A 15,225-nucleotide genomic window follows, 5' to 3' on the forward strand; every position below is an offset into this window, starting at 1 on the left:
GGACATGCATGCCGATCGTCATCTCGATCCTCGCGAGGAAGACCGGGAGGAAACCGGAGGATATTCCTCTTCCCAGGGCGAGGGTTCCGGTAAGACCGGTTCGTGCCGGCGTATTGGCTGGTGGTGGTGATGAGTAAGGTCGCGGTGATCGGTGGGGGGATCGTCGGCGTTGCCACAGCCTACGAGCTGGCGAAGCTTGGGGAAGATGTTGTGCTCTTCGAGAAGAACTACTCCGGCTCGGGCTCGACCTTCCGCTGCGCCACCGGAATCCGCGCCCAGTTCACGGACGAGGCGAACGTAAGACTCATGAAGTACTCGATCGAACGCTGGGAGAAGCTTGAGGAGGAGCTCGGCTTCGACATAAACTTCAGGCAGACGGGCTACCTTTTCCTTGCGACGAGTGAAGAGGAGGTCGAGGCCTTTAAGTCAAACATAAGGCTCCAGAACCGCTTTGGGGTTCCGACGAGGCTAATTGACATGGATGAAGCGAAAGAGATAGTCCCGATCCTCAACACCGAGCCCTTCTTGGCTGGAGCCTGGAACCCTAAGGACGGGAAGGCGAACCCGTTCAAGACGCTCTTCGCCTACCTCTTCCGGGCCAAGGAGATGGGAGTTGACGCGAGGGAGCACACCGAGGTTGTCGGCTTCGAGCGCGAGGGAGATGAGATAACCGCTGTGAAGTATCGTAGCAAAGGGAAGGTGGAGAGGGTTAAGGTTGACGCCGTTCTGAACGCTGCCAACGCCTGGGCGCCGGTAATCAACGAGATGGTCGGCTTAAAGCGAGATATTGTGCCGATAAAGGCCTACAAGCACCAGCTCATCAAGACGGAACCGCTTGAGCGGGGCCAGGTAGAGCCCTTAGTGTGCCCGCCGAGCTGGAACGACGCCTACATAATCCAGGATGGAGAGGATGGGGGAGTGATCTGCGGCGCCGGAATAGAGCACGAGGCAAAGAGCCTAAACGACGTCGAGCCGACCTACGACTTCCTGCGCGGGGCTTTGAGGTACGCCCTGATGATGGCACCTCCGCTGAAGTACGCCCACGTTATCAGACAGTGGGCGGGTTTCTACGCCAAAACCCCCGACAGAAATCCCGCCATCGGAAAGCTCCTCAACAACTTCTACATTGCCGCTGGCTTTTCCGGCCACGGGTTCATGATGGCCCCCGCGGTTGCCCAGGCAGTGGCGGAGCTTATGGTCAAAGGCCGCTCCAAGGTTCCCCTCGACTGGGGCTGGTACGACCCGTACCGCTTCGAGCGCGGTGAGCTCCGCACGAGCGCTTTTCAGATAGGATGAACCGTTCCCCCTTATTTCCATGCATCCGGCAAGAAAAGGTTATAAAGCCCCTTAGATTACCACCGTGAGGGTCATCATGAGGATAGTCTTCGACATAGGCGGCTCGGTTCTCGTCCCCGAAGACCCGGACATAGAGTTCATCAGGGCCCTTTCTTACGAGCTCATCAAGATAAGCGAGGATCACGAGGTTGCGGTTGTCGTGGGCGGCGGAAAGGTCTCAAGGAAGTACATCAGGGCCGCGAAGACCTTCACGCCCAACGAGACCTTCAAGGACTACATCGGGATACACATCACCCGTGCCAACGCGATGCTCCTCATAGCTGCCCTCGGGGAAAAGGCCTATCCCTTCGTCATTCAGGACTTTCGTAAAGCCTGGGAAGTGATACAGCTCAAGAAGATACCCATAATGGGCGGAACTCATCCGGGGCACACGACTGACGCGGTGGCAACACTGCTCGCTGAGTACCTCCAGGCCGACCTCTTAGTCGTCGTCACCAACGTTGACGGCGTTTACGACTCCGACCCGAGGAAGAACCCAAACGCGAGGAAGCTCGACAGGATAACGCCGGGGCAGCTCGTTGAGATAGCTATGGAGGCCGAGAGCAAGGCGGGGGGGAGCGGCGTCGTTGACGCCTTAGCCGCGAAGTTCATCCAGCGCGGACGGATAAAGACCTATATCGTGGGCAAAAAAGATGCATACCACCTCTTCGACGTCGTGAAGGGCAAGCACGGCGGGACCGTTGTGGAGCCTTGAGTGTTCTCTTTCTTTGCCCATCCCAAACGCTTATATATTTTGTCCGACTATTGTCCTACGGTGGTGGTATGTCCGCCGTGGAGAAGGTTTCCGTCCGCTTTCCCCCCGGCCTGATGCGCGAGATAGACAAGCTAGTGGAAAGAGGAGAGTTCTCAAGCAGGAGCGAGTTCATTAAGGAAGCCGTCAGGTTCTTCCTCCTGCACTATGAGTCTCCCAAGGAGCTCTGGGAGGAGTACAGGCTCCTTGCCAAGGGCAGGAAGCTTCCGTCCGAGGAGGAAATCGAAAAGCTCCTTGAGGAAGTGGACGAGGAATGGAAGCGTTCAAGGTCGTCTTAGACACGAACGTCGTCATAGCAGCAGCAATAAACCCATTCGGCAGTTCTGGAAAAGTACTTGACATGGTGGTCAATGGAATGATCCGCTCTTACACATCCGAGGCGATACTTGAGGAGTTGCGCTTCAAGCTCACGAGCGAGAAGGTTCTGAGATACCTTGAAAGCAAGGTGTACGCACTGTGGATTTACAGGATTTTTAGAACCTCGTCAGTCCTCGTTGAGCCGGCTGAGCGCTTTGAGGTCTCGCCTGATCAAGACGACAACAAGTTCTTTGATGCGGTGTATTCGGCCAAAGCTGACTTCCTGATAAGCCTCGACAAGAGGCACGTGCTGAAGCTGAGGGATGATGAGAGGAAGTTCCCCCTTAAAGGACACGGGTTCTACATTCTTTTACCGGCGGAGTTCTTTGAGGCCGCCGGGAAAGGCTCCTTAGGATATTAGTGGGCGTCACGGCAATATCAAAGCCTTAACCGGAGCGGTCTTCATGGCACTCATCGTTGCTGTCATAGCCCGTAAATGGATGCGGTGAGCGGAAAGGTAATTAACCTTCATTCCAATATCCAACCGGTGAGAGCGATGGAAGCCGACCCCATAAACGTCCTTCTCTATGACATCCGCGAGATGAAGAAGCGCCTGGATGAGATGGAGAAGGAACTCCTGAAGCTCAAGGCAAAGCTCGTCGAAGAGGAAGCGGGGGAAAGCCCGGAGGAGATTGAAGCCCTTGAAAAGGAGGCACTTGAAAACGGAAAGGACTGGGAGGAGCTCAAGAAGGAGCTGGGACTATGACCTTCAGGGTCGTGGTCAGCAAGCGGGCTGAAAAAGGAATAAGAAACCTTCCTCCCGCCAACCTAAAGCGCTTTGCCCAGCTTGTGGAGACGTTGAAAATCAACCCGGTGCCCGTGGAAAGCTTTGATGTTAAAAAGATACGCGGTTCGGAGCGGGCATACGGAGTTAGGCTTGGTAACTATCGGATTCTGTACACCGTTCGCTGGGACGATGAGGTGGTCCTCATTCTCAAGGTCGAGCCGCGTGAGAGAGCCTACCGCTGAGCTAACCCTTTTATACCTCCTTCCCCTTCTCCCTCCGGTGGTGTCCATGAAAATCGTGGTTGTTGGTTCTGGCACAGCGGGGAGCAACTTTGCCCTCTTCATGCGCAAGCTCGACAGGAAGGCCGAGATAACCGTCATCGGGAAGGAGCCAACGATGCAGTACTCACCCTGCGCGCTGCCGCACGTGATAAGCGGAACCATCGAGAAGCCGGAAGATGTCATCGTCTTCCCGAACGAGTTCTATGAAAAGCAGAAGATAAACCTCATGCTCGGCACCGAGGCTAAAGCAATAGACCGCGAGAGGAAGGTCGTGGTCACCGACAGGGGCGAAGTCCCCTACGACAAGCTCGTCCTAGCGGTCGGCTCAAAAGCTTTTATCCCGCCGATAAAGGGCGTCGAGAACGAGGGCGTCTTCACCCTCAAGAGCCTCGACGGCGTGAGGAAAATAAAGGCTTACATCGCCGGGAGGAAGCCGAAGAAAGCTGTAGTAATCGGCGCCGGTTTAATAGGCCTTGAAGGGGCCGAAGCTTTTGCCAAGCTCGGCATGGAGGCTCTCGCCGTCGAGCTGATGGACCGCTTAATGCCGACGATGCTGGACAAAGATACTGCAAAGCTCGTCCAGGCCGAGATGGAAAAGCACGGCGTTTCCTTCCGCTTTAAAGAGAGAGTCAGCGAGATAATCGGAAATCCGGTTGAGGCGGTCAGGATAGGCGACGAAGAAGTTCCAGCAGAGCTGGTTCTCGTTGCTACTGGAGTTAGGGCTAACGTTGATCTGGCCAAAAAGGCCGGCCTCGAAGTTAATAGGGGGATAGTGGTGAACGAGCACCTCCAGACGAGCGATCCGGATATCTACGCTGTAGGTGACTGTGCCGAGGTGATCGATGCAGTTACCGGCAAGAGAACGCTCAGCCAGCTCGGAACCTCGGCTGTCAGGATGGCCAAAGTCGCGGCCGAGCACATAGCTGGAAAAGACGTTTCCTTCAGGCCCGTCTTCAACACGGCAATAACTGAACTTTTTGCCCTTGAGATAGGGACCTTTGGAATCACCGAGGAGAGGGCGAGGAGGGAGGGCATCGAAGTTGTTGCAGGCAAGTTCAGGGGCTCGACCAAACCCGAGTACTACCCGGGTGGGAAGCCCATAACCGTCAAGCTGATATTCCGGAAGTCCGATAGAAAGCTCATCGGCGGCCAGATAGTCGGAGGCGAAAGAGTATGGGCCAGGGTAATAACTCTCTCGGCCCTTGCCCAAAAGGGTGCAACCGCTGAAGACGTTGCCTACCTTGAGACGGCTTATGCCCCACCGATAAGCCCCACGATAGATCCTATAACCGTCGCGGCCGAGATGGCTTTGAGAAGGTTCGGTTGATGCTTTAGGCAGTTCCTTTGCCTTTGTTCCTTAGTCTCCCATCGCTCTTCAATCTCGTTTCATATTGTTTCATTGGCCGTTCTTTAGTTCCCTGAAGGCCTCTTTGGGAAAAACATTTGGATCGATGCTATGGGCCCTTGCCCGGCATCCTCTGTTCCGCTGTGTGGTAACGGGGGGCAATGAACCCGTGTTTTGCCCTCTTCTCGATCTTTTGGCCTTTTGAAGTTTAAGGCTGGAACCTATTTAACTACACTTTAAAATGCCCTCGTATTTGCAAGTACATTTAGTTCTAAATTCGAACCCTATGTGCATGGCGATCATCAAGGTGCAAAATTTTCGGCATTTTGATGTTCCCTGAAACGCTGTGTAATCAACGGCCTCTCTATATTCTATATAGCCCCCTTCATCTGGCTCTGTGAAAGTACACATTTTACCCCCCGCCGAATATTCCCAGCCCCTTTTACATCCGGCTGTTGTGATTCAATCTCAGCACGAAAAAACTTATAAATTCTACAATGCACATTATCGTACTGAGATGAAGGGACATGGTCCCGGAGCGAAACGGATGGACAGGGTGATAGGAATATGAGGAAGAGTGTTGCAGTTGTATTGGCTCTTTTTGCAGTTGGCCTCATGGTGGGGGTCACACTGGCAATCCCATCACCGGACAAGCCCACTGCGATCAGCACAACCTCAAAGAACTACGGTCTGCTGACTCCTGCTCTCTTCAAGAAGATACAGCACATGGGTCCTAACCAGGAGATCAGCACGATAATAATGTTCCAGAATCAGCAGGCCAAGGAACGGGCCCTCCGGCTCCTCAGGGCAAGGGGGGTGAAGATCAAATACGACTACCACATAATACCCGCCCTTGCCGTCAAGATAAAACTCAAGGATCTGCTCCTGATCTCAGGCCTTTCCCACAGGGGGCTCTTCGGCGGGGGAATAAGCCTCCAGGGAGTGGAGTTCATTCAGGACGACTACACCGTTAAGGCCGCCGTCGACACCGAGGGTCTCGACGAGTCGGCTGCACAGGTCATGGCCACCAACATGTGGAACCTCGGCTACGACGGTTCCGGAATAACGATCGCCATAATTGACACCGGAATAGATGCCTCCCACCCCGACCTCAAGGGCAAGGTCATAGGCTGGAAGGACTTCGTTAACGGAAAGACAACCCCCTACGATGACAACGGACACGGAACCCACGTCTCGAGCATAGCGGCTGGAACCGGCGCGGCCAGCAACGGCAAGTACAAGGGCATGGCCCCCGGGGCAAAGCTCGTCGGCATAAAGGTTCTCAGCGGTCAGGGGAGCGGAAGCGTTTCGGACATCATAGCCGGTGTTGACTGGGCGGTTCAGAACAAGGACAAGTACAACATCAGGGTCATCAACCTCTCCCTCGGCTCGAGCCAGAGCTCCGACGGTACTGACTCCCTCAGCCAGGCGGTCAACAACGCCTGGGACGCTGGCATAGTCGTCTGCGTTGCAGCAGGAAACAGCGGACCCGACAAGTACACCGTCGGCTCGCCGGCAGCGGCAAGCAAGGTCATAACCGTTGGAGCGGTTGACAAAAACGACGTCATAACAGACTTCTCAAGCAGGGGGCCAACGGCCGACGGCAGGCTCAAGCCGGAGGTTGTCGCCCCGGGCAACTGGATTATCGCCGCTAGGGCCAGCGGAACCCAGCTCACCGACGTCACCATAGGCCAGTACTATGTTGCCGCCTCTGGGACTTCCATGGCCACCCCACACGTTGCCGGCATTTCGGCACTAATCCTTCAGGCCCACCCGAACTGGACTCCCGACCAGGTCAAGAAAGCCCTCATTGAGACGGCCGACATAGTCGCCCCGAGCGAGATAGCTGGAGTTGCCTACGGTGCCGGCAGGGTGAACGCGTACAAGGCTGCACACTACGACAGCTACGCCAAGCTCACCTTCACCGGCTCTGTAGCGGACAAGGGTCAGGAGAGTCACCAGTTCACGATAAGCGGCGCCTCCTTCGTTACAGCGACACTCTACTGGGACAACAGCAAGAGCGACCTCGACCTCTACCTCTACGACCCGAACGGCAACGAGGTTGACTACTCCTACACCTCCTACTACGGCTTCGAAAAGGTCGGCTACTACAACCCGACCGACGGAACCTGGACGATAAAGGTCGTCAGCTACAGCGGAAGCGCCAACTACCAGGTTGATGTGGTAAGCGACGGCTCGCTCGGCCAGCCCGGCAGCGGCAACAACGGTGGGAACAATGGAGGCAACGGCGGGGGCAACAATGGTGGTACAGAGCCCTCCCCACAGCCAAGCCCAAGCCCGCAACCTACGGTTGACGAGAAGACCTTCACCGGAACCGTGCAGTACAACGATTACAACGTCCACCAGATGACCGTCAACAGCGGCGCCACCAAGATAACAGGCGACCTCAGCGGAAGCAGCTACGACGACCTCGACCTCTACCTCTACGACCCGAACCAGAACCTCGTTGACAGCTCGGAGAACTACGGTTCTAACGAGCACGTTGAGTACAGCAACCCGTCACCGGGAACCTGGTACTTCGTCGTCTACGCCTACGACACCTACTACTGGACTGCCAGCTACCAGCTCGATGTAAAGGTTTACTACGGCTGAAGCTTTTTAACCCCCTTCTTCCCTTTTCTCCGGGGTGGTTGATGTGAGAAAGATCCTAACGGTAGGGCTACTCCTTCTTCTGGTGGCATCATCCGGTTCTGCCGGGGCCGTTATGAGACCGTACGTTTACAGGCCAACGGTCCCGGACACGGCGTTCGCGGTTATAGCCCTCTACAAGGTTGGAGACTACTCCGGCGTTCTCGAGGGCTGTGAGTGGCTGATGGCGATAAAGACGCCCTTTGACTCATGGGGCTACGCCTACGGTGAGGACAACGAGGCCAAGTACACTGCCATGGCCATTATGGCGCTGGTAAGGGGGGAGAGCATCGCGAGGGGCAGGTACTTCGATACAATCAACAGTGCCGCGTACTGGCTGATATACAAGCAGAACCCGGACGGCTCCTGGAAGGACTACACGGACACGGCCTTAGCCTACCTGGCCCTGAGGGAGTTCCTCAAGAGCAAGTACGTAAACGACAAGCTCCCCGGCTTCAGGGAGCAGCTCACCGAGGCGACTAAAAGGGCGCGGGCCTGGCTGGAAATGCACGAGCCGAGAACGGACGAGGAGAGGATCTGGGGCTACCTCGCACTCGGCGACGTGAAAAAGCTTGAGGCCCTCCACCCCAAGGGAGACCTTGTGGCTTACAGGGCCTTTGCCCTGGCGTACCTCGGCAGAAAAACGCGGCTTTCCGGCGACTTCAGGCTCCCCCGGGCGGTTGCAATGGCCCTCTACGCAACAGGAAGCGATAAATACAGGGAAGAGCTCCTCAAAATGGAGCACTTCGGCTTCTGGGGCGTTCTGCACTTCAGAACCCTCGATCTCCTCAACGTCGCGATGATAAAGGGCTTCATGGATCTGAAGTCGGCGGCGTGCCCCTACGTTGGGCTCATAAAGGCCAGCAGCGACTGGCAGAGGGTGGCCCTCGCAAAGTACTACGTTATGTGCGGCCTCAAACCCCAGCTGCCCGAGAACTACAGCTCCCTCCTCCCCTGGCAGGTGGCAGAGATCGCGAGGATCGACGCGTTGCTCGGTATGAACTACTCCGCGCCCGTGGCTTACCTTCTCTCAAGATCAGAGGAAGGCATCTGGAGGGACTTCTACAACACTGAGTACGTCGTTTGGGTTTTCAGGCGCCTCAACGTCACCTACAACTATTCCGTTTCACTTAGGTACTTGGAGCGCAACCTCACCTGGATGGCCACGACGAAAGATGCGAAAACTGGGAACCCGGTTTACTACAACGTCCCGACCTACTACTTCGCCTACGCGGTCATCGTCTTCAAGGAGTTCGGCATGACCAAGGCACTCAACGAGACGCTTTCCCTCCTGAGGGAGAGGCAGTACCCAAACGGCGCCTTTCCCTACACCGAGGGCTCGCTGGCGGGGATAACGTCTACCTCAACCGTGGCCTGGGCACTTCAGGAGAGCGGTCTGAACGGGAGCGATATCTACTCAAAGGCCACCTCCTTCCTCCGGAGCGTTCTGTACGCTGACATACCAAGCCTCCAGCCCCTCGGGAAAACGGTCAGGCTCGACAACGCGACATTCCTCCTCGTCAAGGACTCCAAGTACGTGGGAAACCAGACGGATCAGGTCTTCACTGATGGGCTCGACGGCTACATCGTGGTCTACCCAAGGGAAAGCCCCCTCTCGGTCTCGGCCATTGCGGTGAAGGGCTTCCACGCCGCCAGCCCATGGAGGGAGCACGGTATAACGAGAACCCAGGTGCTCGTAGTTCTGCTGCTCGCGGCCGCGATAGGAGGGGTGTGGTACTACCTCAGGCGCATGGAGAAACGGCGCATTGTCGGGAAAAAGAAGAAGCTCCTCAAGAAGGTAACCGAGGAGTGAACCCTTTAATTTTTCTCAGCTCCTTTAGCACAAATTTCCTCAGAAACTCTCCGCTGAACTCCGTTTTCCTCCCGGCAAGGTAGGAGCGGTAGATTTTCAAAGCATCTTCATCCCCAAGCTCTTCAAGCTTCCTCAGAACGTCTTCCTTTTTGAGACTTGAGCCGTGAAGAAAGGCCATAAGTCTCGCGGTCTCGCCCGCGAGAATGTGGAGCATCTTGAGGTTTTCCGACGAGAGGTCGCGCTCAAGGTTTCCCAAGATCACCTCAAGCCTCTTAGGAAGTACCTCTTCAACCCGGTATTCGGGCAGGAGCTCGACTACCTCCTCGCCGGTAACCACGAAGTGGTTCTCCCTGAAGTCAGCCTGATAAACCGTTAGGAACTTGTAGGGATAGCCGAGGTTGAGCGGGTCGCGGAGGTTCGAGAGCCACTCCCAAGCGATGTCAACCTCAACGGCTTTGAGGCCTTTAGAGCACTCCTCAAGAACGAGCCTGAGTTTGGAGAGCACCTCTTCTGGCTTCGCGCCGTCTTCGAGGACGACGAAGAAGTCGATATCGCTCGTTCCAGGGAGGTAATCTCCCCTCACAAAGGAGCCGTAGAGAATTAGGGAATAAAGGCCGGGAACCCGGCCGAGCTTCTGCCTGATGCAGTTAATAAGGGCCATCATGTGGTCGACGCTTCCTCGTCGTTGTAGAGCTCGTCGCCGACCCCTATTTTATCCTCGAAGCCCTTCGAGCCCTTAAGCGTCTGTATCCTGAACATGTAGCTCTTGTACCAGTTGTAGGATGGCTTGACCTTAACCGGAAGGAGCTTCCAGGCGCGGGTCTCCTCCTCGTAGCCCCAGTTGACGTACTCGTTGAAGTTCCTGATGATGTCGGTTATGACAACCCCGAACTCGTTGAGGAGCAGCTTTTGAATCTCGCGCCACTTGTCGAGTGAACTCTCGCGCCTCGTTATGCCGAAGTAGCCGGCGCAGCCGGGCCCCTTGAGGGTCGCTATCCCCCTCCCGACGAAGGCCCTTATGGCCTCGACCGTCTCAGGAGGATCCGTGATGAAGGTGTCGAACTTGTGAAGCGCGTAATCTGGCAGGGGCTCCCTCAGGTCGAAGGTGAACATCTCGATGTTCTCATAGCCGAGCTCATCCGCAGCTTTCTCGATGAATTTTACGAGGCGCTCGTCGATGTCTAAGACCGCTATCCTCTTCGGCAGGCCGGAGAGCATGAGGGCAACGCTGGTCAGGTCGTCGTCACCCAGAACGAACACCTCCTTGTTCTCAAGGTCTCCCCTGCTGTGCATTAAAGCAACCCTCGCCACGGTGGTCTCGGGCGTAACGTAGGCCTGGTCAAAGTCGTGCTTCGGCTGGGGGCGGTCCTTGACTATCTCCCTGAACTCCTCGAGGAGGTCTCTGAAAGCCGAAAGCTCAACGGTCTTGCCCTGGCAGTGGGAGCAGGTGTAATCCATTCTCGGCCCTATCCCGTACTTCTCCACGAGCTTTTTCCCGCTCTCGGTCAGGACGACCCTCGATCCCTCGAAGACCACGTAGCCCATCTCATGAAGGGTCGTTATGACCGCCACGACCAGCGGAAGTGGTTCTTCGCTGAGGTCGACAATGCGCCAGACGTCACCGCTGGCCAAAATGGCACTCAGAACGCTCTCGATCGTTCTCTCGTAAACGGGGATGCTCGTCTTTTCCTTAACCCTCTCCACTATCTCCCTCATCTTAAGCACCTCCAGAAGCTTTAACTTCGTGAACGGGGTTAAGGCAGGCCTCTTTTAAGGTTTTCCCAGCGGTAAGTTTAAGAGTTGAGGACGGGATCCCCTTCGATGATAAGACAAGTTGGAGACGACTTCGTCAAGCGCTACCGCCTGAGGTACAACCTTGAGGCCCTTGAGAGAGTTAAGAAGGAAATCGGGGAGAGAGCCTACTCCCGCCTGAAGGCCCTCTTGGAGTACCGCCTGACCGGAAAGGACTTCGACCGCTCTCCAATTGACGTGAAGATAGCCCTCGCATTCTCGGCCGGCTCCGACAGCACGGCCTCGCTGAAAATCCTCAGCTGGGCGGGCTTTGAGGTTGTCCCCGTGACGGTTAAGCTTCCCCAGATGGGTGAGAGAGTTTTGGAGAAGGCCAGAAAAGCGGGAGCGGTTTTCGTCGAGGTTCCCAACTATCTTGAGGTCATAACGGCCCAGATTGAGAAGGGCGCCCCAATATGTGGGCAATGTCACTCGATGGTGATGAAAGCTGTTGAGGACCACGCGAGGAGTCGGGGGATAAAAATGGTAGCCTCGGGCGACCTTCTGAGTTCTGGCCTCATATCAATATACAAAAAAGGTGACCTCGTAGTCCTCAACTTCCCGGCCTTCTTGGCCCTCGACAAGGCCGAGCTCATAGGGGTCATCGGAGGAGGCTATAAGCTGAGCTTTGGCTGTCCACTCCTCTGGGAGCTCTTCAGGAGGGCCCCATCGACAAAGAGGCTCTCAATACAGCGCGTCCTCAGGGAGACGAGGGCCAGGGCATTGACTCCAGAGATGGCGGCGGAGCTGATAGTGGACATACTCTCAAGGTAGTTCCCAGAGATGTCCCAAAAGGTTTAAATGTGTATTCTAAAACCTTGAGCGGTGGTGAGTAATGGTCACGAAGGAAGAGGTTGAGAATGTTGTTAAGGGAGTCGTTGACGAGAAGTTTATCCGCTCAATTGAAGTCGATGAGAAGGGCAACGTCACGGTTACTCTCGCCAGGGACACTCCCAACGTAGACAACGTCCTCATAAAGCTCCACTCCGAGCTCGGAAAGCTCGAAGGAGTTGGCCTGATAACCATAAACCGCGAGAGAGAAACTAAGGAGACCGGCGAGAAGGTCGAGCTGACGAAGGATCTTGTACTGGAGAAGCTCAAGGAGGTTGTTGACCCGGAAGTCGGTGTCGACGTCGTCAACCTCGGCCTGATCTATGAGCTGGAGATAAGGCCCGACAACACCGTTTACGTCAAGATGACTATGACGACCCCGGGCTGTCCGCTGACGATGTGGATCCTCCGCGCTGTCGAGGACAAGATACTCGAAATTCCGGGCGTTAAGGACGCTGAAATAGAGCTCACCTTTGACCCGCCGTGGAGCCCGGACATGATAAGCCCGGAGTACAAGAAGAGACTTGGCCTTTACTGACCATTTTTGCCTTTTTCTGTTCATTTAGGTTCTCCACGGGTCTGGAGGGCTAATCCGGTTTTAAACCTCTGGTTTCAGGACGAAAAGTTTATATTCGTCAAAGCGCACTTATTCGCGGTGATGCTCCATGGCTTGGAAGGTAAGTGTTGATCAGGACGTCTGCATTGGCGATGCCATCTGTGCAAGCCTCTGCCCGGACATCTTTGAGATGGGGGACGACGGCAAGAGCCACGTGATAGTCGATGTCATTGAGGATGAGGAGCTCTACAACTGCGCCCAGGAGGCCGTTGAGGCCTGCCCCGTCAGCTGCATCTCCATTGAGGAGGTTTGAGGCTTCTCCCCTTTCCTTATCCCTTTCACGCCCATTTGAGGTTTAAACTGTTGCGTTCTCGATCTGTCCCTGTCTTTGCATTGAAATTGAAAAATTTGAATGAGTTTATTCGAGCGTTAACTTGAACCTCTTCGCCTGCTCCAGAACGTACTCCCTTATCTCCCCCGCCTTTGGCAGTTCCGCAACTACCTCGCCGTTTTCAATCAGGGGCTTGAGGAGAGGCTCTACCTTCGCTCCACAGACTGGACAGCGTTCGAGCTTTTTATCTGCTGGAACGCGGTGGTAGTGGCCGTTCTCACAGCGGTAAACCTGCTTCCTCCCGCTGAGTTTTCCGCGCTTGGTCATTGGCTTTCCTTCGACCTCAACGATGTCCAGCGAGAAGTCAACCGGCTTGGCGCTCGCTATCGCCGAGCCAACTCCGAATGCATCTGCAACGTCCGCTATCTCTGCTATGCTCTCCTCATCGAGTCCTCCTGAGACGAGTATCTTGACCCAGTCGTAGCCCCTTAGATTAAGCTCCCAGCGAACCTCCTCGATGATCCTCCTGAAGTTGCCGCGCCTTGAGCTCGGTGTATCGAGCCTTACCGCGTTGAGCCTTTCACCGAGGGCCTCAGCCGCCATCAGGGCCTCGAACTTCTCGTCGCAGAGGGTGTCAACTAAAGCCGTCCTCGGAACTTCCGGCGGCATTACCTCGTCGTAGTACTTCCAGGCCTTGACCTGGTCTCCAACTGTCAGGATTAAAGCGTGGGGCATCGTGCCGACCGCTTTCTCCCCTATCATCTCCGCTCCCAAAACACCGGAAACGCCGTCGCAGCCGCCTATAAAAGCGGAGCGGTCTATCATCGGTGCTATAGCTGGGTGCATGTGCCTTATGCCGAAGGAGTAAACGGGCTTGAAGTTCGCCGCTATCTTAATCCTCAGGGCTGAAGTCGCTATCCCGCTCGCCTGGCTGAGCATGCCGAGCAGTGCCGTCTCGTATATCCCGAAGTCGTCGTAGTAGCCCTCTATCTGGAGAACCGGCTCGTAGGGGTGGAAGATTGTGCCTTCGGGCATCGCGTAGACGTTAACTGGCATGCCCTCGAAGAGCTTTGCAACCTCTTCAATTCCAGCCAAAACCCCCCACTTCCAGCCGTTTGGAAGGCTTGTCGTCGTTACGTCGGCGAAGACCTTCTTCCGTACCCCCTTCTCCCTCAGGATTTTCCTGGTTCTGATGAAGTAGACGTCGGTCGTCTTTCCGGCCTTTATATCCTCCTCGTGGGCGATGTAGAAGTCGCGCATTTTCATCACCGGGGTTGATTGTACTTCTAAATTTAAAGGGTTTCTGGGTGAAATGATACTATTCTGTGTGTTGAGATAAGTTATTTCATCACGATCCGGAATGTTTAAAATCAAAATAAACTAAAGCAAACCAAAGGCAGGAAGACGGTTGGCATGGTGTACATCCACAAAGTGAATGACACCCACTATCCCAAAAACCAAGAGCTCTGGTGATCGCATGCTCCCCCGAAAACCCCTCATCCTCCTCCTAATGGCGATGGTGTTTGCGGCCGGCTGCATAGGTGCCCACGGCCATAAGAATACGCCAACCATCTCGATGAAGCCCGTTGCGTGTCCAGCCGGGGAGAACCTGACCCTCGTTAACGATGCCCATAACGTAACGCTTAAAGATCCCTCCTACAGGCTCGCAGTGGATCTCATGAAGGACGAACTCGAAGAGGCCAAGGCCCTTTATCGTGTCGCGGCATCTAAAAAGGAGAATGAGAACATCTTAAGGTCGCTGTCCACCATTTCCCGCTTATTCCTCACTGATTCCACGGTTATAAATGAAACGACAATCCGGATCGGGAACGAGACCTACGATTACGTTGTCCTCTCCGTTTATGACTATAAAGATCCACACTGCGAGGGGAACGTAAAGTTCTCACCAGATATCGTCAAGGTGAACGACGTAACGGTCAGGTTAATCCCCTCCAACTGGACGAGGGGAACGGCGACCTACAGCGGGATACCCTACAGCACTTACGCGGTTGGGATCGGGAACGAGACCTGTACGGCGGGTTTCACTGAGCTTTCCACCCTTATCATACCCTACCTCACGGCGGGCGACTACCTCCTCCTCATCAATGGCGGTAAAGACCGGCTCTGCGGGGTGCAGGGGAACCTGTATACGGTGCACTTCGGATTCTTTAAGAGAGGCAGCGAGGAAGGAAAGGAAGCGTCGCTTCTGCTTGTGAAGAGGTAGACCCAGTGAACCATCTCTGGGGTCTGACCTCCTCCCCGCCTTGAAAGGCGAGGGTTCCAACGGTTTAACCCCTCGCCAAGGGCGGTTCGGTTTACGGGCACTCATCCACCTACTTCCGTTACCGGTTTCGGTTCAGCCCGAAGGCACGGTCTCGTGCCCGTTACCCCTACCGCAAAGCGGATTGGGGTTATTGCCTTAGAGACCACTCGTTAATCC

Annotated in this window: 16 protein-coding genes and 1 pseudogene; 14 read left to right on the forward strand and 3 right to left on the reverse strand. The window is 55.3% G+C overall.

The features are described 5' to 3' along the window. From MVB78_RS07365 to MVB78_RS07410, 10 genes and pseudogenes are all read left to right on the forward strand, one after another. A pseudogene (locus MVB78_RS07365) lies at positions 1 to 137 on the forward strand ((2Fe-2S)-binding protein); the annotation flags it as partial. After that, positions 130 to 1,296, forward strand: a complete 1,167-nt coding sequence (locus tag MVB78_RS07370) for an FAD-binding oxidoreductase (protein ID WP_297489870.1) — start codon at positions 130 to 132, stop codon at positions 1,294 to 1,296. The pseudogene MVB78_RS07365 and the gene MVB78_RS07370, both read left to right, overlap by 8 nt. A 76-nt stretch (positions 1,297 to 1,372) precedes the next feature. After that, complete coding sequence (gene pyrH / locus MVB78_RS07375; RefSeq protein ID WP_297489893.1) at positions 1,373 to 2,050, forward strand: UMP kinase; 678 nt, start codon at positions 1,373 to 1,375, stop codon at positions 2,048 to 2,050. Positions 2,051 to 2,118: 68 nt separating this feature from the next. After that, positions 2,119 to 2,385, forward strand: a complete 267-nt coding sequence (locus MVB78_RS07380; protein WP_297489872.1) for a ribbon-helix-helix domain-containing protein — start codon at positions 2,119 to 2,121, stop codon at positions 2,383 to 2,385. Beyond that, on the forward strand, positions 2,361 to 2,825 hold the full coding sequence (locus MVB78_RS07385; protein ID WP_297489873.1) for a putative toxin-antitoxin system toxin component, PIN family: 465 nt from the start codon (positions 2,361 to 2,363) through the stop codon (positions 2,823 to 2,825). Before MVB78_RS07380 ends, MVB78_RS07385 begins: the two co-directional genes overlap by 25 nt. A gap of 135 nt (positions 2,826 to 2,960) precedes the next feature. Further along, complete coding sequence (locus MVB78_RS07390; RefSeq protein WP_297489895.1) at positions 2,961 to 3,170, forward strand: hypothetical protein; 210 nt, start codon at positions 2,961 to 2,963, stop codon at positions 3,168 to 3,170. Beyond that, the gene (locus MVB78_RS07395; protein WP_297489875.1) at positions 3,167 to 3,433 is read left to right on the forward strand and encodes a type II toxin-antitoxin system RelE/ParE family toxin; all 267 of its coding nucleotides are present in this window, start codon (positions 3,167 to 3,169) and stop codon (positions 3,431 to 3,433) included. The genes MVB78_RS07390 and MVB78_RS07395 overlap by 4 nt, the downstream gene beginning before the upstream one ends. 46 nt (positions 3,434 to 3,479) lie before the next feature. Further along, a complete protein-coding gene (locus MVB78_RS07400; protein WP_297489897.1) occupies positions 3,480 to 4,799 on the forward strand; it encodes an FAD-dependent oxidoreductase in 1,320 nt (439 codons plus the stop codon). A gap of 585 nt (positions 4,800 to 5,384) precedes the next feature. Beyond that, positions 5,385 to 7,430: a S8 family serine peptidase gene (locus tag MVB78_RS07405; protein WP_297489877.1), complete on the forward strand. Its 2,046-nt coding sequence runs from the start codon at positions 5,385 to 5,387 to the stop codon at positions 7,428 to 7,430. 34 nt (positions 7,431 to 7,464) lie between these two features. Then, positions 7,465 to 9,279: a hypothetical protein gene (locus MVB78_RS07410; protein ID WP_297489879.1), complete on the forward strand. Its 1,815-nt coding sequence runs from the start codon at positions 7,465 to 7,467 to the stop codon at positions 9,277 to 9,279. Here MVB78_RS07410 and MVB78_RS07415 read toward each other — a convergent pair. Together MVB78_RS07415 and bpsA are read right to left on the reverse strand one after the other, a co-directional pair. Beyond that, positions 9,257 to 9,943, reverse strand: a complete 687-nt coding sequence (locus MVB78_RS07415) for a nucleotidyltransferase domain-containing protein (RefSeq protein ID WP_297489881.1) — start codon at positions 9,941 to 9,943, stop codon at positions 9,257 to 9,259. The genes MVB78_RS07410 and MVB78_RS07415 overlap by 23 nt on opposite strands. Next, on the reverse strand, positions 9,940 to 10,995 hold the full coding sequence (bpsA, locus tag MVB78_RS07420; RefSeq protein ID WP_297489883.1) for a N(4)-bis(aminopropyl)spermidine synthase: 1,056 nt from the start codon (positions 10,993 to 10,995) through the stop codon (positions 9,940 to 9,942). Before bpsA ends, MVB78_RS07415 begins: the two co-directional genes overlap by 4 nt. Positions 10,996 to 11,100: 105 nt before the next feature. Here bpsA and MVB78_RS07425 point away from each other — a divergent pair, with 105 nt between their 5' ends. The 3 genes from MVB78_RS07425 (at position 11,101) to MVB78_RS07435 (ending at position 12,767) form a co-directional block, all read left to right on the forward strand. After that, entirely contained in the window at positions 11,101 to 11,841 is a 741-nt protein-coding gene (locus tag MVB78_RS07425) for an ATPase (protein ID WP_297489885.1), read from the forward strand. Positions 11,842 to 11,902: 61 nt separating this feature from the next. Then, complete coding sequence (locus MVB78_RS07430; protein WP_297489887.1) at positions 11,903 to 12,436, forward strand: metal-sulfur cluster assembly factor; 534 nt, start codon at positions 11,903 to 11,905, stop codon at positions 12,434 to 12,436. Positions 12,437 to 12,563: 127 nt separating this feature from the next. Then, on the forward strand, positions 12,564 to 12,767 hold the full coding sequence (locus MVB78_RS07435) for a ferredoxin (protein ID WP_297489889.1): 204 nt from the start codon (positions 12,564 to 12,566) through the stop codon (positions 12,765 to 12,767). A gap of 105 nt (positions 12,768 to 12,872) precedes the next feature. Here the strand turns inward: MVB78_RS07435 and MVB78_RS07440 are convergent, their stop codons facing one another. Continuing rightward, positions 12,873 to 14,045 carry a nicotinate phosphoribosyltransferase gene (locus MVB78_RS07440; protein ID WP_297489899.1) on the reverse strand — a complete coding sequence of 391 codons (1,173 nt, stop codon included), beginning with the start codon at positions 14,043 to 14,045 and terminating at the stop codon, positions 12,873 to 12,875. A 217-nt stretch (positions 14,046 to 14,262) separates the two neighbouring features. Between MVB78_RS07440 and MVB78_RS07445 the strand changes: the two genes are divergently transcribed. After that, a complete protein-coding gene (locus MVB78_RS07445) occupies positions 14,263 to 15,009 on the forward strand; it encodes a hypothetical protein (RefSeq protein WP_297489891.1) in 747 nt (248 codons plus the stop codon). Positions 15,010 to 15,225: the final 216 nt, after the last annotated feature.

It is taken from the genome of Thermococcus sp., from assembly GCF_026991495.1.
Taxonomy (GTDB): domain Archaea; phylum Methanobacteriota_B; class Thermococci; order Thermococcales; family Thermococcaceae; genus Thermococcus.